Source organism: Microbulbifer epialgicus (genome assembly GCF_041447265.1).
GTDB classification, from domain to species: Bacteria; Pseudomonadota; Gammaproteobacteria; order Pseudomonadales; family Cellvibrionaceae; genus Microbulbifer; species Microbulbifer epialgicus.
This window is the reverse complement of the sequence record NZ_JBGMEK010000024.1, coordinates 15,498-35,113: the sequence shown is the minus strand read 5'-3', so window position 1 is coordinate 35,113 and position 19,616 is coordinate 15,498. Positions and strand designations below refer to the sequence as shown.

Here is a 19,616-nt window from a genome sequence, read left to right as displayed (position 1 = left end):
CTAAACAAAATCTTTGTCCAAACCTGCCACTGTCTCCAATTAAAGTTCGATATCTATTCGCCGACGCTAGGGGGGCAGGTGAATTATCAACAGCAAAATAGTTTAGCTCACATCTTTTCTGATCAATATCCTATGCTCGATCAGTGCGTTCCGCTGTAGCGTAAGCCTTCCGAAATAGGCGGTTACCTATCCCACTACACTAATTGCGTAGCTCCATTTCGGAATGGATTTCAAAGGGGGCTTAGATATAAAAGGGTTTGGACCAGCAGTGTTACTTTGTGCCGCATTATTAACTTGTGGTCAAACTCTGGCTGAATATCAAGAAGGAGACTTTATTGTTCGAATTGGCGTCGCAGCAGTGGACCCGAACGACGATTCCGGCAGGCTGCGCTTGAATGGCCCGACATTGGCCGGCACTCGGGCCTATGTGGATAGCGGTTATTCCGTCAGCATCACAAGTACTTGGTTGTTCGCCGATCATTGGGGCCCCGCAGGTGAATTAGGTATAGATATAGCTTTCGACCAAGTCAGCCGCTGACTATTCAATGCTGCCATTTAGTACTTGGATATTGACAATGAAGCGAAAAATCCGCTTCCGTACCTCTTATGGTGGCTACTTCCGGATCAAAGTCGATGTTGGTATCGCCCCATTGGTTTACTCATTGGGTATTGGCTATCAATTCTGGTGGAAGTTGCCATTGCTCAAGCTGCCGTCTATAGCAATAACTACTAAAAAGAGGGAAGGAAAGAATATACTGCGCTCGGAACCGTATGAGACATGGATGCCGATTACGAGCTTACAGGGATGTATTCACTGCGCGTCTCGAGTGCAGTGTATTCTTTCCTTCTGACCCAGTAGTAGTTGGCTATTAGACTTTTGAAGCCGATAATTTTTTACCTACTACATCAATGTTAAACGCTCAGAGGACTAATTTTTCACGCCAAACTTCGACCGGAGTTCTCCACTCCAGTCTCTTTATTTAGTCAATCGTAGTCTTGGCATTAATGGTTCTTTCGGTTGTTCCACTAATTCCCTCCTAAAATAGAGCGAGGCAATTGGGGATGAATAAATGGGCGCAGTTGGCGACAAGGACAGTCGCGATAGCGGGCGGGCCATGCCGGGAAGACTGATTTCCCTGCTGGCTCCTGTGCCCCCGGCAATCATTGCGTTGTCATTGATACTCTTGATGCCAAATATATCAGCCGGCAAAGAGTACACCTTTGGGATCACCTGGGTAGAGGACCTTGGGGTCTCCCTGCGATTTTTAATCGATGGCCTGAGCTTCCTTTTTGCCCTATTGATCAGCGGCATTGGCGTTTTTGTCGCTATCTACGCAGCATCTTATTTACGTGGAAATCCCGATCTGCGCCGTTTTTACCTCTATCTCTACCTATTTATGATCGGGATGCTCGGGCTGGTGCTGGCAGGTGACCTAATCACCCTGTTTGTCTTCTGGGAAGTTACCACCGTCGCTAGCTACCTACTGATCGGTTATAACCATACCAGTGCGATTGTACGCCGCTCAGCCCTGCAGGCCTTGTTGGTAACCACCCTTGGGGGACTTTGCCTATTGGCGGGCTTGTTACTGCTCGGTTCCATAACTGGCAGTTTCGATATGGTGCAAGTACTGGCCTCCGGTGAGGCCGTGCGTGGCAACCCGTTATATGTGCCGATCCTGATACTCATATTGATTGGTGCTTTCTCCAAATCCGCTCAACTGCCATTTCATTTTTGGCTGCCCAATGCTATGGCAGCTCCCACTCCGGTAAGCGCCTACCTGCATTCCGCGACGATGGTGAAAGCAGGTATTTATTTGTTGGCGCGCCTGCACCCGGTTCTCGCCCACACGGAAGTATGGGAATGGATCTTAACCTGTACCGGAGTCGCCACAGCCGCAGTAGCGGCGGTGGCAGCCCTGCGTCAAACCGACCTAAAGCTCGCCCTGGCATATACCACAGTAATTGCTCTGGGCACGCTTACCATGTTTTTGGGCTCTGACGCCTCGGCCGCAGTGGCAGCCGCTATTACTTTCTTAATAGTGCACTCTTTTTATAAAGCCGCACTGTTTATGGTGGTGGGCATCATCGACAAACAAGCTGGTACCCGCAAAATGAATAAGCTGAGCGGTCTCGGGCGCTCAATGCATATCACCTTTATCACAGCCTTGGCGGCCGCACTTTCTATGGCGGGCTTCCCACCATTTCTTGGGTTTATTGGCAAGGAGTTGAAATACGAGGGTGCGTTGGCGGTGGCATCCGAGCCTGCCCTGGTTTCCACTGCGGCGGTATTCGCCAATGCGGTTACCGTTACCGTTGCGGGCATGGTGGCCCTGAAACCGTTCCTGGGGAAACTTCCACACTATTTACCTAAAGTCAGCGAAGCACCGCCAGGGTTGTGGATAAGTCCGTTGATACTCAGCAGTTTGGGGCTCACTTTTGGCTTGGCACCGGACCTAGTCGGTGGGGGGCTGGTAGAACCGGCCCTGACGGCGGTACTCGGCATTCCCGAAACTATCGACCTGAAACTCTGGCACGGTATTAATATTCCCCTATTGATGAGTATTCTCACATTTGCCTTGGGTGTCATTATGTACCTGGGTCTGCGCCGCTTGCGCGCATGGCTGGCCTGGGATTTCAAACACGCCCCAACGAGCGCCGATGTACTGTGGGACAAATCCCTCGAACTCCTGAGAGCCTTTGCCGCGTGGCAAACTCGCATATTGCAAAATGGAGTGATGCGCCGCTACCTGACGGTAATTTTTGTCACTATCTCCGTATTCCTCGCTTATGCACTGCTGCGTACAGGGCAATTCCCTCTGGAGTACCACTGGCCACGCCTTAACCTGAAAGAGTGGGCAGCATTTTTACTCACCGTGGGTGGTGCCTTTATGGCGGCCACAGCACGAAAGCCGCTCATTGCTATCTGCGCCCTCGGCGCACTGGGTGTAGGAATCGCATTGATTTATTTATTCTTTGGCGCTCCAGATGTGGCCATCACCCAGTTGTTGGTAGAAACCCTGTACCTGGTATTAATTGCGGCGATATTGCCGCGCCTGCCGGTATTCAGCCCCGGTAGAAAAATCCGTTTTCGCCCAAGGGATGCTGTTCTGGGCTGTGTGCTCGGCCTACTGGTAACCCTGACTATCCTTGCGGTACTGCAAACGCCCTTTGTGAGCCCCACCAGTGAGTTCTTTGAGGAGGCCTCAGTCCCCGAGGGCCATGGTCGCAATATTGTCAATGTGATCCTGGTGGACTTCCGCGCACTGGATACCTTCGGTGAAATTATCGTCGTATTTACTGCAGCGGTAGCCGCGGTGACGTTACTGGGCCATCAGCTGCGACGGGGGGCACAGTGAATTCTCTGGTACTGCAAACCGCAACCCGTGTACTGGTGGCACTGATTCTGGTTTTTTCCGTCTATATGCTCTTGCGCGGACACAACTATCCCGGTGGTGGCTTTATCGCCGGATTGATCGCGGCTTCAGCCTTCGCACTCTTTGCCATGGCTTGGGGGATAGAAGCAGCCCAGCGGGCGCTGAGAGTTCCCCCCGGAAATCTGGCGGCTAGCGGTGTGCTGATCGCAGCACTTTCCGGAATGCTGGCAGTCTTTTCCGGTGAGGCTCCCTTCTCCGCTCAATGGCTCCAACTGACCGGCAATAAAAATTCCGGTGGTATCGGTATCAGCAATGTACTGATTTTTGATGTCGGTGTTTACCTGGCCGTATTGGGTGCCGTACTCACCCTTATTTTTGCCTTGGAAGAGGCCAGTTGATATGGAAGGCCCACTTGCAATTGTTGTCGGCATACTAATTGCCACCGGCGTTTACCTGATGCTCGCCAGGGATTTACTGCACTATTTGTTCGGACTGGTGCTCATCAGTAATGCAGCCAACCTGGCTATTTTTATAGCGGGCAGGCTGACCCGCGCCGCACCGCCGCTGGTGCCCAAGGGGTTGGAAGTACCTCCCATGCCGATAGCGAATCCGCTACCACAAGCGCTGATTCTCACCGCAATAGTGATTGGCTTTGGCTTGCTCGCGTTTGCCCTTGCCCTGATCGCACAAGCTTACAAAGTGCTCGGTACACTGGATGTGGACACCATGCGAATTGCCGAACCAGCCGCGCCCAAGAGGAAAAGAAAACCTTGAGCTGGCTACTGGCTCTGCCTTTCCTGCTGCCGATCGCCACCGCCCTCGCCACTTTCCCAGCCCGAGGGCGGGGCTCTTTATGCGGCATTATTTCTGTGCTTGGATGCGTGCTGATGCTTGGGGTTGCGATTAGTATTGTCGCGCTCGTGGAGATCAGCGGCCCAACCGCTGTGCAAATGGGCGAGTGGACCGCTCCCTTTGGCATCACTCTGGTAGCGGACCGATTAAGTGCCATTATGCTGCTTATCAGTGCGCTAGTTGGACTCTGCGTTTCCTTATATTCTCTTTCAGATATCGATGATTGTCGGATAAAACTGGGGTTTCACAGTTTCTTTCAGCTTTTATTGGCCGGGGTTTGCGGAAGCTTTATTACTGGAGATTTGTTTAATCTGTATGTTTGGTTCGAGGTAATGCTGATTGCCTCTTTTGCCCTGCTGGTACTGGGTGGAGATCGTATTCAGTTGGACGGGGGGGTCAAATATGTAGCTTTGAATTTGGTATCCACTCTGTTGATGCTGACTTCAATCGGAATGATCTACGGACTGACCGGCACCCTGAATATGGCACAACTGCATATTTCCCTAGCCTCTGTGGATAACCCTGTAGCAATTTCTGCCCTGGCAGTACTGTTTATCTGCGCCTTCGGTATCAAGGCAGCAATCTTTCCACTGTTTTTCTGGCTGCCGGCCTCTTACCACGCCCCCCCTGTGGCAGTTACAGCAGTGTTCGCCGGGCTGCTTACCAAAGTGGGAGTCTATGCCCTGATACGCACCTTTACACTAATATTCCCCACCGATCTGGGATTTACCCACAATATCCTGCTGGGCGCCGCGTTGCTCACTATGCTCACCGGTGTCCTGGGCGCCGCGGCACAGTATGAATTTCGTAAGATTCTCGCTTTTCATATCATCAGTCAGATCGGTTTTCTGGTGTTGGGGCTGGCTCTTAATTCTCCCCTGGCTCTGGCGGGGTCCGTTTTCTATATGGTGCATAACATTGTTGCCAAGACCAACTTATTCCTGATCAGTGGAACTGCTCAGCGTCTTACCGGCGGTTATGAGTTGAATGAAATTGGCGGAATTTACAAAGCCAGCCCACTGCTTTCCATATTTTTTTTTATCGCGGCATTCAGCCTCGCTGGCTTTCCTCCCCTGTCGGGTTTCTGGGCAAAGCTACTGTTGTTAAAAGCGAGCCTGGACCAGGCGGCCTATCTGGTTGCAGCGGTGGCATTGATAACCGGTGCACTGACCTTGTTTTCCATGAGCAAGATCTGGGCGGAGGTATTTTGGAAAGGGCACCCAAAGGGCTATTGCAGTAGTTTGTATGCACTTCCCCGAAAAGAGAGGTTCCAGCGTCTGCTACCAGTAGCCCTGCTGGCGCTGATCACACTTGGGCTGGGCTTGGTTCCCGAGCCCTTTATTGATTATTCCCTGGACGCCGCCAGCGAACTGCTGGAACCCAAAGGCTACCTGGATGCGGTACTGGGCAGCGAATCTGCCCAATACACCGGAAACCACTAACTATGCGTGTATTTTTACTTAACTTACTACTAGCTATCAGCTGGTCAGCTCTCACTGGCAATGCGACATTGGTGAACTTCTGCTTTGGCTTTTTTATTGGTTATCTGGCACTGAGAGTCTCCCCACAGTTGCCGGGGGGCAGCAAATACTTTCAACGCTTGCCACGTTTCGCCCACCTGTTTATTTTTTTTCTACAGGAGTTGATGCTCTCCAGCCTACGTGCCGCTTATGAAGTATTTTCCCCGAGATTGAAAAGCCGCCCTATGATTGTGCGGATTCCCCTGGAAATCACCGATCGAAACCAGATCTTTATTCTTACCAATTTGATTTCGCTGACACCGGGCACCATGGTGTTAGAGATCACTAGAGACCACTCTGAACTATTAGTTCACACCATGTTTGTGGACAACCCAGAAGATTTCCGGGAAGAGATTCACCAGGGCTTCGAAAAGCGAGTGCGGGAGGCCTTTTCCTGATGCACGCAACTATTGCCGATATTCACTCCCCAATCATCCTGATGGCGATCAATATTTCCTCCTTGTTATTGTTACTGGCCTTGGTCATGTGCTTTCTGCGTATTCTCTTCGGCCCCACACTGGCGGACAGAGTGGTCGCCCTGGATGTCTTGAATATTCTTGCAGTAGCTTACTGTGCGCTATTGGCGATTGCTTCGGGACAACCGGTCTATCTGGATGCAGCGATCGCGTTGGCATTGGTGGCATTCCTGGTGAGTGTCGCCTTTGCCCGATTTATAGAAAAAAGTGGTAAAAAGACTGTGTTTCACGATGGAGGTGGCAGTGGCTTTCGCTGAAATATCTATTGCAACACTGCTGCTGGTAGGCAGTTTTTTCGGCTTCAGCGCCGCACTTGGATTATTGCGGATGCCGGATTTCTATACACGTATGAGCACTTCCGGAAAAGCCGCCACCCTGTGCTGCGGCCTGATGCTTGCCGGGGTAGCCGCACTATTCCACGATACCCAGGTCACGGCCCGCGCTGTGGCAGCTATCTTGTTCCTGCTGCTTACTGTTCCCGTAGGCGTACACATGATTGCACGGGCCGCCTACCGAGTGGGTAGCCCAATGTGGCGAGGTGGGGCCGCACAGCCCCGCTTTAAAAATCCGAAAAGAGATCTGCGGTAAACACCGAGTCCTTTGGCGTTACCTTAACGATAAAGCTCGTCAATAACGGCTTCACTGCGACGGGACAGTTGATGGACACAATTATCCACAAGAATAACGTGGCCCATCTTGCGTCCCTCTTTCAAGCTTTTGCCATAAAGCCATACGCCTTCATTTTTCTGCGAGGGTGATTTATTCACGCCTAGCATATTAATCATGGCGGTTGGGCTGGAGCACTGTGTATCCCCCAGCGGCATATCGAGAATGGCGCGCAGGTGGTTGGCAAATTGACTGGACTCTGCTCCTACCAAGGTCCAGTGGCCACTGTTGTGGACTCGCGGCGCTATTTCGTTAACGATCAACCCCTCGGTTGTCACGAAACATTCCAGGGTCAGCGCGCCTACATAGTCCCAGTCACGCATCAGTTTATCCAGGTAGCCTTGGGCCTGACGCATTAATTGGGAGTCATGGAACGGCGCCTTGGAAACCAGAAGAGTGCCCTGGCGATGAAGGTTTTCAGTCAGGGGATAGGTTTTTACTTCCCCGGATACAGAGCGCACTCCAACCAGGGAAACTTCACAGGAAAAATCCACCGCTGCTTCCACCACGCAAGCTTGGCTCTGAGCTTCTTCGATAGCACCTTCTAGTTGCGCCTGATTTTTAACCCGCCACTGGTTTTTCCCATCGTAGCCATTTTCACAGCTTTTAATAAATACCGGATAGCCCAGGGTGCCAAGGGCCCGACGTAATTCATCAGCCCCCAGCGCCGGTACAAAGGGCGCCACCGGAAGACCGCTCTCGGTCAGTGCTAACTTTTCCCGCAAGCGGTGCTGGGCTTTTTCAAAGATATGGGGATCGGGATATACCGGGCAAAACTGCTGTAACTTTCGTAGCAAGGCCACATCCACCTGCTCTCGCTCGGCGGTAATTACCTCTGGCCGGCCCAAGGCTTGATACAAAGCCTCCCCGCTCTCATGCTCTTCAAGCTTGATCAGCTCTCCAAGCCCTTCGACACAGCTGGTGTTTTCCCCTTCCTCGGCGAGGAAGCTGAAAGTGATACCGAGGGGCTGGCCCTCCTGCGCCATCATCTGTGCCAGCTGCCCACAGCCAACTATAGCGATATGTCTGGTGCGCTCACTCACAGTGTCTTACTCCACAGACAGCGGAACTTGCTCACTTTGCTGCTCCCGCCAGGCAATCAGGCGCTGCTGCAGATCTGAATCGCTCAATGACAACATCTGTGCTGCCATCAGGCCCGCATTAAAAGCGCCGGAAGCACCTACTGCCTGGGTGGCAACGGCAACACCCCGTGGCATCTGTACAATCGAAAGCAGGCTGTCCATACCAGTCATAAAACGGCTCTCAACAGGGACAGCAATCACGGGCAGTGGGCTCATGGCAGCAATCATGCCCGGTAAGTGCGCAGAGCCACCAGCACCAGCGATAATCACCTGGGTACCTTTTTTATGTGCCTCACTGGCAAATTCCACTAAACGCTGGGGGGTTCTGTGGGCAGAAACTACGACGGTAGCGAAGGGGACCTCCAGCTCTGTAAGGGGCTTGGTCGCATTGGACATGGTGGCCCAATCCGAGCGCGACCCCATTACGATGGTGACTTTTTCAAAAGGCAGAGACTTCACTTGCAGTTAACTCCAGTGTTGAATGAAGGCCAGATAGACGGGGATCGCCACCAGCACGTTAAAAGGAAATGTGATTGCCAGAGACAAGGTGATCGAAACACTGGCATTAGCCTGGGGCAGAGCTACGGCCATCGCTGCAGGCACTGCGATATAGGAAGCACTACTGCCCAACACCGCTAGCAGGAAGACGCCTCCGGCAGACAGGCCGAGCAGGGAGCCGAGAACTCCCCCCGCAACACCACCCATCAAAGGCATGAAGATGCCGAAGCTGAGCAGGAATGCGCCCTGCCCCTTTACATCTCGAAGGCGCGCCGCGGCTACCCGCCCCATCTCCAATAAGAAAAGCGCGAGAACGCCGTGAAATAATTGACCAAAGAAAGGCATGACAGACGCAGTACGCTCTCCAGCCCAGGCACCAATGACAATACCGCCGAGAAGCAAGAGGACGCCCTGGTTGCAGGTCAGCTCATGAAACAGCTTGCCGGTTCCGGCGTCTTTAGCAGACTGCCTCGCCAGGAGAATGCCCACTACAATTGCAGGAACTTCCAACAAAGCGACAAACAGAGGGAAGTAAGCTTCGTATTCAATACCGTGTGAATTGAGAAGTGCAACAGCCACAGCGTAAGTCGCGACACTGACAGAACCATAATGGGCAGCTGTGGCTGCGGCATCGAGGCGGGACCACTTGCCAATCCAATGAAGGACCGGGAAAGCCAACAGAGGTAGCAAGGCACCAAAAGCCAGAACAGCCAGTGATTGTGGTACCAGGGTAGCAGCAGAATAGGTGCTGAGTGCCGCGCCACCCTTGAGGCCTATAGCCAGCAACAGGAAGATCACACAGCTTTGGTAGAGGCCAGTCGGCAGGCGCAGGTCACTGCGAACCAACTGTGCCAGTGCACCCAGCAGGAAGAAACCTACAACAATATCGAGTTGCATTTTCAGTACTTCCGACGCTGGGATCGTCCTGGCTGTCGCTCCTGTCTGGCGATATCCACCCTGATTCGCCGGCGGCTTCGACTGGCGAACCAGTAACCGACGTTGGCAAGCAACACCAGGAGACCAACAGCCATGAGGGCACCGGCTACGATACCGGCCAGTGTTAGGGTCCAGCCAACAAACATGACCAGTAATCCAACCGACGCGCCAAAATAAAGTTGTGACTTATGCATCAAAGAGGCCCCCACTGTTTATTAAGTGGGCGCATTATCGATAGGGGTATTGATAGATAAAAATAGATAATTATTATGTTATCTATCAGCAATCATCTATACAGGTGCCTTGTGTCATCCAGCAGAGCCCACGCCCGCATCGGAACCGCACGTCAGCTGGAGATCCTGTTGGCTGTGTTCGAGAAACGCAGCATTAGTGCCGCCGCCAAAACCCTGCACCTGACCCAGCCCAGCGTGTCAATGCAGCTGGCCAAGCTCTCCTCAGCCGTGGGGCTGCCCCTCTACTATGCGGTGGGTAAGCAATTGCAATTTACCGAAGCGGGCCTCACCCTAGTGGACAGTGCCCGTGAGATTCTTAAGAATTATGAATACCTAGAGCTAAAGCTGGCCAAGCTGCGTGGCCTTGAAAGCGGCAAGCTCCAGCTGGCAGTCGTCACTACCGCCAAATATTTCATCCCACACTTGATTGGGGACTTTTATAAGCAGCATCCACAGTTGGATATTCGCTTTCGCGTGGGCAACCGCCAGCAGATCATTGATTACACCAGTGAGGACGCGGACGATTTTTATGTATTCAGCCATCCACCAAAAAACCCCGATTTGGCGCTGGTGGAGTTTTTACCGAACCGCTTGCTCGCTATAGCCCCGGAAAAACATCCGCTGGCAGACAGGAAAAATATCTCCCTAAAGGAGTTTGCCAGTTGCCCCTTCTTACGCAGAGAGGAGGGTTCCGGTACCCGCCATGCCATCGAACGCTTCCTGGCGAAAAGAGGCGTTGACCTCAATGTCCGCATGACAATTGAAAGCAATGAAGCCATTAAGCATGCAGTGATGTCCGGTCTCGGCGTCTCTATTCTCTCCGAGCACACCCTTGCATTTGGCGGGCACTCTGGTCTTTCCATACTGGATGTTGAGGCCTTGCCAATTACCACTCACTGGTATTTGGCAAGGCGTCAATCTCGCCCCCTTTCTCCCGCTGCCATGGAATTCCTGGAATACGCCCGCAACCTGGAAACCGTGCCAGAGGAGACCGGGGGGATTCAGGATATCTGATTTACATTAACCTGGCATTGAAATAGGTGAATCTTCATCGATTTCATTCTCGTCCGTGAAATACTGACGCAGATAAAAGAATCTACTGTTATTGTATAGGCTCGCGCCAGCCTATTACCGATGGCGACACATCCATGTGTTACATTAATTTGTTATTTTTCGTAATTAATCAGCCTCTGATTAATATCCTTCAGTTGCGTCAAAATAGAAATTAACAATAAAGCAGGTTCAACCCTCTTCTACTACTGGGTCAGCAGGAAAGAATACACTGCACTCGAGTCGCGCTATGAATACATCCCTGTAAGCTCGTAATCGGCCTCCATGCCTCATACGCTCCCGAGCACAGTGTATTCTTTCCTTCCCTCTTTTTAGTAACTCACAAATAAGAGTGACAGTTTAAAAAATTTTCTGCAATAAACGTCCGGAAAAGTTGCGCCTTAAAGTTTGTAAAACTTCTGCAGCCGTCCTGAATCCTGCTACTTTTTGGATACCCACCAACAAACCCAATAAGTTACAGCGGACTAAAGGCAGCGACAGAAAAATAAACCTTTTCTACACAGTTGCGCATTTTAAAAGAGGGAGATAGTGATGAAACTCAAGAAATTAAGTCATACAGCAATAACGCTTTTTTTGGCTTCCAGCGCAGCTATCACCCACGCACAGGAGGATTGGCGTGATATCGAGTGGGGCGACTTTATAGTGCGATTTGGCCTGAGTTATGTGACTCCCAATGATGCGGGGACATCACTGAAATATCGGGTTCTTCAGCAGTGGGACCTGTATAATACCGTTTGGGAAATAGACACTGCACAAACATGGCAAGTTTCCGGCGTATGGCGCCCTACGGACAGCTTGGGCTTCGAGTTGATGCATATCAACAGCGCCCCTTATGGTGTAACTCTGGACAACTTTACCGGCAACCCCGGACGGGACCAAATCCAGCTAGGGGATTTCAAAGCTTCCACTACACTGGCTTTCGCCAACTGGTATTTCCTGGATCCCTCCTATTTCAGTCGCCCTTACGTGGGAGCCGGGATTAACTACACTAACTTCCACTCGGTTTCCATCAGCCGCCAATTCGATGAATACTTGATAGATTCCGGTTTATCAGTTGCACCTGGTTCTTTTAATATGGGGCATTCCTGGGATTGGGCGCTACAGGCCGGGGTCGATTTCATCCTGGACTTCCGGCAGTTCAGGTTTCCATTATTAATTAATCTGTCAGCGCTGTATTACATGTCGGATACCGACCCCACTGTAGATTTTCCCACGGAACTGGGAACCGATCGACTTTATGCCCATTTTGATTATGACCCCTGGGTAATCAACATAGGACTTGGAACCAAATTCTAAAAAATGCTTTAAACCACGCATAGACAGGCTTTCACCAGCTGTTCAAATATAAACGGGCACAGCAGCTGAGCTGCTCAGACAGCCGGCTGCGACCTACAATGAAGCGATTAGCGGAGCCATCGTGGGTACACATAATAATCTGCTCAGTTCACTCCAACTCTTTAAAACCCAGCAATTTTTTCTTGTCGCCGGGTTATCCCTGCCACTCCTACTTTCCTGCCCGTCCGTTTCTGCGGAGTGTACTCCAGGAAATATAGGCTCAGATGGCCCCGATCTAATTACCTGTGACGAAGACAATGATGCTGATAACGCCGATGTCAACGCCCTTGGCGGCAACGATACTCTAGAACTAAACGGAGGCACCCTTGACAATGCCTACGGGGGCGCTGGCAATGATGAGATTAATATTCGTGGTGCGATAATCACTAACCTTGTAGATGGCGGCGATGGTAACGACACCATCATACTGGAAGAACGCGATAGCGATGTCGGAAATTTTATTGGCGGCGGCGGCATCCATGGCGGTGCGGGCTCCGATGATATTCAGCTTTTAGATGGATTGTCTTTCCATGTATGGGGGGGAGAAGGAGATGATCGAATCACCTTAGACGGTGGCTTTATTTTTAATTACCTGGATGCTGGTGAAGGCGATGATTATATTCACTGGGATGAAGGTATCAGCAATGAAATACGCGGCGGTGATGGATCAGATACCCTGGTTATTGATGCCTACTCTTTCGATGGTGATGCGCTGCTCGATGGCGGAGATGACCTCAGCGCCGAAGATGGTGATATAGATACCGTAATTTTCAGACTTGATTACCGCCTGGACGGAGCCCAGCTGGAAAATTGGGAAAGGGTAGTTGTTTGGGGCAGTTCCAAGATGATTTTCTCCGGCAGTCTCAATGTAGGTGGCGGTCTCGACAGTAGTGGGAACCCTCTGGGTTTACACGTCAAATGGGGCGGGCAGGCTTTTTTTGACAAAGATGAGTATATCGTTACTGGCAATATCGCCAACGATGGCACCATTGATCTGGTCAACCAAAAATTCAATACATTGACGATTAAAAAAGACAATAACGGAAACTATGGCCAGTATATTGGCGGTGATGGACGCCTTTGGATGGACGTTTTTCTAGATGATGATACTGCCGGCAGTGATCTGCTAAGAGTTGAAGGTGACACATCTGGCTCCACAGCTATTACCGTCTTTAATGTGGATGGCAAGGGTGCCCCAACCCAAGGTAACGGCATTCAACTCGTAACCGTTCAAGGACACTCCGACCCAGGCGCGTTTATCCTTAATGGGGATTACGTTACCAAGGATGACCAACAAGCAACAATTGGTGGCGCCTATGCCTATACCCTGCATCACAATGGGGTATCCGAGAGCAACGTCGGTGATTGGTATCTGCGCTCAGTAGTTAGTAACTCGAGCAAATTTCCCGAGGGGGGAATGACGCGCTGGCAGCCCGCTGCGGTTATGTATGAATCACTGCCCCAAATCCTTCGCACCCTCAATATTCCCTCTTCCCTGCGAAGCCGGGTAGGTAACCGTTTTTGGGTGGGGAGCAGTTATCGAGACCTGTCAAGCACCGACTATAGCGCATCCCTGGAAACAGCTATCGACGGCAAGGGAATATGGGTACGCAGCAGTGTTCATCATGTAAAAGCTACTCCGCAAAACTCCACCACTTGGGCCAGTTGGGATCAAAACTATTTTCAATTCCAGCTCGGAGCTGATCTTCCCCTCAATATATCAATCCTGGGAAGCACACCAGTAGCAAGCATGGCCCTACACTATGGAGACTCAACAAATGATACAAATTCATTTTTCGGCGACGGCACCATTGATGTAAAAAACTATGGCGTCAGTGGATTCCTTACTTGGTATGGATACCGGGGGTACTATCTGGATGCACAAGTAAAGCTGAATTGGTTTGATTTCAATTTTGATGCTAACGATTTGCGAAATCTAAAAAATAGTAGCGAAGCCTATGGCTATGCATTAGCTATGGAGGGAGGCTGGAGTTTTAAATTATACGACTATTACTCCATTACTCCATTAGCACAATTGATCTATACCTCTGAAGAGGGCGATGATATCCAGGATGTTTACGATGTATTGGTTAGTGATATCAACAACAACGGCTTTCTATTGCGTTTGGGAACCTCATTCGAAAAACGCAAAAGCCAGAGAAAATCAAGTCGACAAATGTACGGTTCACTTCCCCTTGAGCGATTCAGTTTCTACCTTGCTCCCAGCTTGATTTTCAATTTGGACCAAGAAACCGACGTGTTGGTTTCAGGAACACGATTATATCAGGAGCCAGACGATCTGTATGGGGAGTTGCGTATGGGGGCCAGCTATGAAGAGTGTGGAGATCACTGCTCAGTTTATTCTGAAATATTTTATTCCAGCAGTCTGGACAACCCTGGGGATAGCTTTTCGGCTGGCCTTGAGTTGGGTTTTCGTTACAAATGGTAACCCAAGATCATGGCTATTAACCTGACAAAAAAGTAAATCCTCATCAACTTCACTGCTGCCCGCACAATACTGCGTAACTACGTGAATCTGCTAATATCTCACGAGCTCGGGGTAGTCCATGAGTGAGGATGGCATATCTTTTTAGTGCATTAATCTGTTATTTTGCAAAGTTAACAATGCTTGCCATCCAAGAAGCTCAAATAAATTACAATTACAGCATTTCCTGAATCTGGTACGCAGAAAAAACACGTCTAATTTTTTCGTCATTACCAATTTTACTTCTCAAATTCTCTCTTTTTAATGGCTGCACCTGCGCGCCCTGAATAGTCAGGAATCGATCTCTCCAATGACGGGAATCAGAGACTCGTGCCGCCTTTGTACCCTGCCTAATACTCATCGCTTTCAACCATATATCATCTGCATTTGGGCATAACTGCAAAAATTTATGGCTATCAAATGCATCTTCATGTAATGCGTCTGGGTGATACAAAACTCCTCCAACCCCTGTGGGAAAAACCCTATGGGAAGGTTCAATATTTGATTTTCCGCACCAATTAGCTCTATTAGTTCGCCACTTTTTATATGGCAGAACCTTTCCACTATTGTCGATTTGAATTCTATGGGCGCGATGGCAATAAATATTTGAAGGATCTCTTAGGTAAGCCTGATAAAGCATATCGAGCATATCTGGCGGATAAAGGACGTCATCATCCACAGTAACAATCAGACTTTTAGGAAACTTTTCAAATGTATAAACATATTTCTTATAGGGCCCCAGATCCTCTTCCACAAAGAAAACCTGCAAACCGCGTCGCTGCTGTTTACGTAAAGTCTCGGGTAGAGTTTTATTCGGAAAATTTTTAGCAGAGAGCCACAATACTACTTCATCTGCCTTTAAGGATTGCTGAAACAAACTCTCCACACACAAATAAACATCATGAATACGCTTATCAAAGGAGGTCAAAGAGAGAACAATATTATGCTTCTTATCATTACCAACCCCGGGGTCACAATCTGTAAGTGCTTGATGACTTAAAAGTTGGCCACGCACCAGGGCCTCAAGCTTCATATTGTTTGCCAAATCATGACGTTTTAATTGTTTTTTAAAAAAATATTTAAACATGATGTATTACTGTAATCTCCAATAGCAATCATGCCCAGCCACTAACTTTCAATAAATCATTTTAAAGAATTGAATCGAGCCATCCCCAAAAAGCACTGGGGTTAGTTTGCCTGTTTTTAATGAATTGTACCAGGAAGCAATTTTAGAGATTATAAATAGGGCAGGAGATGGCCAGCTAAAAGTGTTGACTTAACTGACAGCCGGGAAATATGGCACATTTATTCCCGGCATGGGGTCGCAGAATTACAGGTGTTTTAGTAGCAATAGGTAGAGTCGACGCGATCCAGCTTTCTCAGTAGCCCCGGCCAGGCTAGGAGACCACCCTGACTACCAGTGACTATATCGCCCTCACTAACAATTTTGTCCACAATTTTTTGAGGTACCGGTGTAAGGGGCTGGTTACCCGCGAGAGCAGCCACCTGTATTTCGCAAGCTCTCTGGAGAACAAACATCGCAAGGAAAGTATCTGCAATCGTGGGAGCACAGGTTAGCAACCCGTGATTGCGTAAAATCAAATAGTTGGCCGAGCCCAAGTCGGAAACCAGTCTCTCCTTCTCATCTTCTCGCACAGCAATACCTTCATAGTCATGGTAGGCAATACTCGACAGGGGAAACAAAGACTGCTGCGAGATTGGCAACAGGCCCTCGGCATGAGCTGAAACCGCCACGCCGGCGGTGGTATGGGTATGCATTACACAGTGGGCATCCTCTCGGGCAAAATGAATAGCGCTGTGAATGGTAAAACCGGCGGGGTTTACCATCGCCTCACAGTCATCCACTTTTTCCCCATTCAGATTTATTTTGACTAGGCTTGAGGCAGTAATCTCCTCAAAAAACATACCAAATGGATTGATTAAGAAGTGGGATTCGGGACCGGGAATGCGTACGGACAGATGGGTGAAAATTGTATCATCCCAGCCATAGTGGGCAATTAAACGATAAGCTGCAGCCAAGTCTACGCGCAATTGCCACTCTTCATCACTGACTACTCCCTTCAACGACGGTATAGTTTCCATTTGCATCAGTCTCTCCCGGTTATTATTGGAACCCTGATTCTGGATGAGGCTTGTCGCAAACACTGTCAATTTGTTTACACTTGGCGAATGAATAATATAGCGGTCATACTCGATGCCTGTCCTCTGCTCGCCGGACTGCCAATTGAAGCTCGCGGGCAGCTCGCACGAAGCGCACAAATACAGCGCTTTCATGCTGGCGACATGATTTATCCTTCAGCTTCCCTATTGGAGCGCCTGTCCATAATTGCCGACGGCCAAGTGCGAATCTGTTCGAGCAATACCGCGGGGCGGGAAGCTACCCTTGCCATTCTGGATGCCGGGGCCTGGTTTGGCGATACCGTGTTTTGCCCTGGCACCCCCCGAGTATTCGGCGCTAGCGCCCATAGCAACTGTGCCGTTGTGGATGTCCAAGGAGAACAACTGCGAGATATGATGTGCCGCCATCCTGAGGCCTATCCTGTCGCACTGGAGCAGGTGAGTCGCAGACTATGGGCAGTGATGTCGATCATCCAGGATGATGTCCTGCGGGGAACGGAAGCACGGGTTGCGCGACGCCTGCTATTTATGGCACAGATGCACAACGGAAATGGGGAATCTGGAACGGTTAAATTTCGCCTCACCCGTGAGCTCTTGGCCAATACTATGGGTATGACACGGCAGGGGGTACACCGGGTGCTAAAGAATATTGAATCCAAGGGGCTTATCGAGTCCTCCTACGGCCGCATCAGTGTGCCTGATCTCGAACGCCTGGGAGCCTATATTGAAGAACTTGACTGAGCTGTAGCCTGGACCGATAACACCAGTCCAGGTAGGCCAAAAATAACCTCGTTACCCTATCTCGCCGATTTCCGCAGCACGATCTTCATCGACCTCCCGAGCCTTTTTACGGCCGTATATTGCCAATAACATACCTGATGGGAACATCAATACACCATAAACTGCCGAGGGCACTGACATTTCACTGGAGTGTAGAAGGGTCAATGTCACCATCAGACCAATGGTGCCATTTTTGATTCCCAGCTCAGTGGCCACCGCCAGTCCATCGCGCCCGGACAAGCCACATACCCGGCTGGTCAACAATCCAACAATTACTCCCAAAAAATTTAACAAAATTACCGAGGGGCCGGCCTGTGACAATAACTCACCGGTGCGATCACGCATGCCCCACACCAGTCCCACCACCAGAATCAGCAGTACAAAAGCTCCAAAAATACTGACGACGCCCTCCGCGCGGGTGGCCAGGTGCGGGTTCCAGGCCCGTACCAGCATCCCAATTGCCACTGGTAACAAGACGATGGCCGAAAGCATTGCCACCGTCTTGGCAAATGGTAGGACAATTTCCTGTTCCGCTCCGAAATAGGTGCGCAAAGCATAATTGGTGAAAAATGGCAGGCTCAGGATAGTAATCAGGCTTGCTGATACTGTGAGCACAATAGACAGTGCCACATTGCCTCGTGCGAGCAGAGTGAATAGGTTGGAAACGGTACCCCCGGGGCAGGCTGCGATTATCACCAAGCCAACCGCAATCGCAGCCGGCAGGCTCAGAAGCCAGCACAAGGCGAAGGCAACAAGCGGCATGAGTAAAATCTGGGTAATAGTACCAACCACTAAGCCCCCAGGCTTCACCGTAACCTGATGAAAATCCTTGGCCGTCAGGGTCATCCCTATTCCGACCATAATGATAAATAACGCGATCGGCAGACCGATCGAGATCATGGGTCCTGATTCCACACTAGCCTCCTGTGATTGTTATTATCTTCCGGAACCCGAACATCGAATGGCCACTCATTAGTGCGGAGTGCATGAAACCCCAGCTTTTAAGGGGCTTACCGGCACGAAAGCATCATCTCGGACAACCGGTTTTTATTTCGTATTTTTATTATTTCGCCGTGTGATGTAGAACCCTAGCACAGTCCTCTGAATAGTGCCGCCTCTGGTACACTCTCGATTACCTTTTCACTGGGCCATTGCGCTTTGTATGACAAATTTTATCCCCAGTGCGCCAGTGGATAACTGGACCAACCTTCTCTGGGCGGTGGGAAGTGCCGATATTGCCGGTCCGGCTGCCTGGAAAGGGCCCTTACCGAGGTTGCCTTGGCTGACGAAATTACGGCGAAGCCAACTTCTGGATTATTTTTCCAGACCTGTAGCCAGGGAGCAGCTCTCTGTACAACTGGAGCGGTTTCTGGACAAATGCAGTAAGCAAAAACCCACCGCACGGCTGGGTGTTTACTTTGAAAGGCTCTGGGCTTTTGCTTTCAACCATCACCCCGACTACCGGTTGTTACATCACAACTTGCCCTTACGTACCAGTGACAGAACCTTGGGGGAGCTGGATTTTGTCGTGACCCATTTGCCCAGTGATAGTTGTGAGCACTGGGAAGTTGCAGTGAAGTTTTATCTGGAACTTCCCGGTCCCTATTGGCTCGGGCCGGGTCTCAGGGACCGCTTGGATATAAAGCTCGAGCGCATGGTTCAACACCAACTGCCATTGATTTACTGCCCTCTAGTGCAACCCCTCTTACAAGGCCTGGAGCTGCACATTGAACAACAGTGGGCTCTGATGCGAGGCCGGCTGTTTCGCTCATTGGCATCGCTGGAAAACCCCCTTGTTGATAACAGCCGGCAAAGCCTGGAAGAAAGTCGCACAGATTACTGGTGGGCCGATCTGGACAGTTTCAGCAACCACTTCGATGCCCTCCGTCACAATATCCGCTGGCTCCACTTGTCCAAGCCCGCTTGGCTGGCGCCGCTACAGCAGGGGTATGAATGCGGATGCAGCTTTAAGCAGCTTACTCAGGTGCTCGAAAAAGAAACTGTGGATCGCCCGCTTTGCATCGCCGCACTCGACCATCACGGAGAGATCAACCGAGGTTTTATCGTTCCCAATAACTGGTATCAGGCTGCTATGGCAACAATCCAGAAGCTGTGAGAAGTCAGCCTCTCCCTGGTATGCGATGGGGACACTCGAAAAACCCTTAAGCA

21 protein-coding genes are annotated in these 19,616 nt (G+C 50.4%); 14 read left to right on the top strand and 7 right to left on the bottom strand.

What is annotated here, in order from left to right:
* Nucleotides 1-268: 268 nt before the first annotated feature.
* The 9 genes from ACCI49_RS12100 (at nt 269) to mnhG (ending at nt 6,810) form a co-directional block, all read left to right on the top strand.
* Nucleotides 269-538 carry an OmpW family outer membrane protein gene (locus ACCI49_RS12100; RefSeq protein WP_371839255.1) on the top strand — a complete coding sequence of 90 codons (270 nt, stop codon included), beginning with the start codon at nt 269-271 and terminating at the stop codon, nt 536-538.
* A gap of 37 nt (nt 539-575) precedes the next feature.
* Nucleotides 576-851: a hypothetical protein gene (locus ACCI49_RS12095; RefSeq protein WP_371839254.1), complete on the top strand. Its 276-nt coding sequence runs from the start codon at nt 576-578 to the stop codon at nt 849-851.
* Between the two features lie 219 nt (nt 852-1,070).
* Nucleotides 1,071-3,356 carry a hydrogen gas-evolving membrane-bound hydrogenase subunit E gene (mbhE, locus tag ACCI49_RS12090; protein ID WP_371839253.1) on the top strand — a complete coding sequence of 762 codons (2,286 nt, stop codon included), beginning with the start codon at nt 1,071-1,073 and terminating at the stop codon, nt 3,354-3,356.
* Nucleotides 3,353-3,772 (top strand): Na+/H+ antiporter subunit B, encoded by a 420-nt coding sequence (locus tag ACCI49_RS12085; RefSeq protein ID WP_371839252.1) that lies wholly within the window; start codon nt 3,353-3,355, stop codon nt 3,770-3,772. Before mbhE ends, ACCI49_RS12085 begins: the two co-directional genes overlap by 4 nt.
* Before the next feature lies 1 nt (nt 3,773).
* The gene (locus ACCI49_RS12080; RefSeq protein ID WP_371839251.1) at nt 3,774-4,148 is read left to right on the top strand and encodes a Na+/H+ antiporter subunit C; all 375 of its coding nucleotides are present in this window, start codon (nt 3,774-3,776) and stop codon (nt 4,146-4,148) included.
* Nucleotides 4,145-5,668, top strand: a complete 1,524-nt coding sequence (locus ACCI49_RS12075) for a Na+/H+ antiporter subunit D (RefSeq protein WP_371839250.1) — start codon at nt 4,145-4,147, stop codon at nt 5,666-5,668. Before ACCI49_RS12080 ends, ACCI49_RS12075 begins: the two co-directional genes overlap by 4 nt.
* Nucleotides 5,669-5,670: 2 nt before the next feature.
* Nucleotides 5,671-6,144: a Na+/H+ antiporter subunit E gene (locus ACCI49_RS12070; RefSeq protein WP_371839249.1), complete on the top strand. Its 474-nt coding sequence runs from the start codon at nt 5,671-5,673 to the stop codon at nt 6,142-6,144.
* Nucleotides 6,144-6,479, top strand: coding sequence for a cation:proton antiporter (locus tag ACCI49_RS12065; protein WP_371839247.1), 336 nt, complete (start codon nt 6,144-6,146; stop codon nt 6,477-6,479). Before ACCI49_RS12070 ends, ACCI49_RS12065 begins: the two co-directional genes overlap by 1 nt.
* Nucleotides 6,466-6,810: a monovalent cation/H(+) antiporter subunit G gene (mnhG, locus tag ACCI49_RS12060; RefSeq protein WP_371839246.1), complete on the top strand. Its 345-nt coding sequence runs from the start codon at nt 6,466-6,468 to the stop codon at nt 6,808-6,810. The genes ACCI49_RS12065 and mnhG overlap by 14 nt, the downstream gene beginning before the upstream one ends.
* 23 nt (nt 6,811-6,833) lie before the next feature.
* Here mnhG and ACCI49_RS12055 read toward each other — a convergent pair whose 3' ends face one another.
* From ACCI49_RS12055 to ACCI49_RS12040, 4 genes are read right to left on the bottom strand one after another with little or no spacing between them, the layout of a single operon-like run.
* The gene (locus ACCI49_RS12055) at nt 6,834-7,931 is read right to left on the bottom strand and encodes a 5-(carboxyamino)imidazole ribonucleotide synthase (protein WP_371839245.1); all 1,098 of its coding nucleotides are present in this window, start codon (nt 7,929-7,931) and stop codon (nt 6,834-6,836) included.
* Between the two features lie 6 nt (nt 7,932-7,937).
* A complete protein-coding gene (gene purE, locus ACCI49_RS12050; RefSeq protein WP_371839243.1) occupies nt 7,938-8,429 on the bottom strand; it encodes a 5-(carboxyamino)imidazole ribonucleotide mutase in 492 nt (163 codons plus the stop codon).
* 6 nt (nt 8,430-8,435) lie between these two features.
* Nucleotides 8,436-9,365 (bottom strand): sodium-dependent bicarbonate transport family permease, encoded by a 930-nt coding sequence (locus ACCI49_RS12045; RefSeq protein ID WP_371839241.1) that lies wholly within the window; start codon nt 9,363-9,365, stop codon nt 8,436-8,438.
* A gap of 2 nt (nt 9,366-9,367) precedes the next feature.
* Nucleotides 9,368-9,598 carry a hypothetical protein gene (locus ACCI49_RS12040; protein ID WP_371839239.1) on the bottom strand — a complete coding sequence of 77 codons (231 nt, stop codon included), beginning with the start codon at nt 9,596-9,598 and terminating at the stop codon, nt 9,368-9,370.
* A 111-nt stretch (nt 9,599-9,709) separates the two neighbouring features.
* On the opposite strand from ACCI49_RS12040, the gene ACCI49_RS12035 reads away from it, so the two are divergent.
* The 3 genes from ACCI49_RS12035 to ACCI49_RS12025 all read left to right on the top strand — a co-directional run bounded on the left by ACCI49_RS12035 (nt 9,710) and on the right by ACCI49_RS12025 (nt 14,492).
* Entirely contained in the window at nt 9,710-10,651 is a 942-nt protein-coding gene (locus tag ACCI49_RS12035; protein WP_371839238.1) for a LysR family transcriptional regulator, read from the top strand.
* Between the two features lie 588 nt (nt 10,652-11,239).
* Nucleotides 11,240-12,004 carry an OmpW/AlkL family protein gene (locus tag ACCI49_RS12030; RefSeq protein ID WP_371839237.1) on the top strand — a complete coding sequence of 255 codons (765 nt, stop codon included), beginning with the start codon at nt 11,240-11,242 and terminating at the stop codon, nt 12,002-12,004.
* Nucleotides 12,005-12,125: 121 nt separating this feature from the next.
* Nucleotides 12,126-14,492, top strand: coding sequence for an autotransporter family protein (locus ACCI49_RS12025; protein WP_371839236.1), 2,367 nt, complete (start codon nt 12,126-12,128; stop codon nt 14,490-14,492).
* A 211-nt stretch (nt 14,493-14,703) separates the two neighbouring features.
* Here the strand turns inward: ACCI49_RS12025 and ACCI49_RS12020 are convergent, their stop codons facing one another.
* Together ACCI49_RS12020 and ACCI49_RS12015 are read right to left on the bottom strand one after the other, a co-directional pair.
* The gene (locus tag ACCI49_RS12020) at nt 14,704-15,615 is read right to left on the bottom strand and encodes a glycosyltransferase (RefSeq protein WP_371839235.1); all 912 of its coding nucleotides are present in this window, start codon (nt 15,613-15,615) and stop codon (nt 14,704-14,706) included.
* 254 nt (nt 15,616-15,869) lie between these two features.
* Nucleotides 15,870-16,637, bottom strand: a complete 768-nt coding sequence (locus tag ACCI49_RS12015) for a class II aldolase/adducin family protein (RefSeq protein ID WP_371839234.1) — start codon at nt 16,635-16,637, stop codon at nt 15,870-15,872.
* A gap of 81 nt (nt 16,638-16,718) precedes the next feature.
* Between ACCI49_RS12015 and ACCI49_RS12010 the strand changes: the two genes are divergently transcribed.
* Nucleotides 16,719-17,408, top strand: a complete 690-nt coding sequence (locus ACCI49_RS12010) for a Crp/Fnr family transcriptional regulator (protein WP_371839233.1) — start codon at nt 16,719-16,721, stop codon at nt 17,406-17,408.
* Between the two features lie 51 nt (nt 17,409-17,459).
* Here the strand turns inward: ACCI49_RS12010 and ACCI49_RS12005 are convergent, their stop codons facing one another.
* A complete protein-coding gene (locus tag ACCI49_RS12005) occupies nt 17,460-18,362 on the bottom strand; it encodes a bile acid:sodium symporter family protein (protein ID WP_371839232.1) in 903 nt (300 codons plus the stop codon).
* Nucleotides 18,363-18,609: 247 nt separating this feature from the next.
* Here ACCI49_RS12005 and ACCI49_RS12000 point away from each other — a divergent pair, with 247 nt between their 5' ends.
* Nucleotides 18,610-19,563: a DUF1853 family protein gene (locus tag ACCI49_RS12000; RefSeq protein ID WP_371839231.1), complete on the top strand. Its 954-nt coding sequence runs from the start codon at nt 18,610-18,612 to the stop codon at nt 19,561-19,563.
* Nucleotides 19,564-19,616 lie beyond the last annotated feature (53 nt).

Coding starts and splice junctions, on each gene's coding strand:
- ACCI49_RS12070 (WP_371839249.1), top strand. CDS start 5,671: ATGCGTGTATTTTTACTTAACTTACTACTAGCTATCAGCTGGTCAGCT.
- ACCI49_RS12065 (WP_371839247.1), top strand. CDS start 6,144: ATGCACGCAACTATTGCCGATATTCACTCCCCAATCATCCTGATGGCG.
- mbhE (WP_371839253.1), top strand. CDS start 1,071: ATGGGCGCAGTTGGCGACAAGGACAGTCGCGATAGCGGGCGGGCCATG.
- ACCI49_RS12000 (WP_371839231.1), top strand. CDS start 18,610: ATGACAAATTTTATCCCCAGTGCGCCAGTGGATAACTGGACCAACCTT.
- ACCI49_RS12010 (WP_371839233.1), top strand. CDS start 16,719: ATGAATAATATAGCGGTCATACTCGATGCCTGTCCTCTGCTCGCCGGA.
- ACCI49_RS12030 (WP_371839237.1), top strand. CDS start 11,240: ATGAAACTCAAGAAATTAAGTCATACAGCAATAACGCTTTTTTTGGCT.
- ACCI49_RS12040 (WP_371839239.1), bottom strand. CDS start 9,598: ATGCATAAGTCACAACTTTATTTTGGCGCGTCGGTTGGATTACTGGTC.
- ACCI49_RS12095 (WP_371839254.1), top strand. CDS start 576: ATGAAGCGAAAAATCCGCTTCCGTACCTCTTATGGTGGCTACTTCCGG.
- ACCI49_RS12015 (WP_371839234.1), bottom strand. CDS start 16,637: ATGCAAATGGAAACTATACCGTCGTTGAAGGGAGTAGTCAGTGATGAA.
- ACCI49_RS12020 (WP_371839235.1), bottom strand. CDS start 15,615: ATGTTTAAATATTTTTTTAAAAAACAATTAAAACGTCATGATTTGGCA.
- ACCI49_RS12080 (WP_371839251.1), top strand. CDS start 3,774: ATGGAAGGCCCACTTGCAATTGTTGTCGGCATACTAATTGCCACCGGC.
- ACCI49_RS12045 (WP_371839241.1), bottom strand. CDS start 9,365: ATGCAACTCGATATTGTTGTAGGTTTCTTCCTGCTGGGTGCACTGGCA.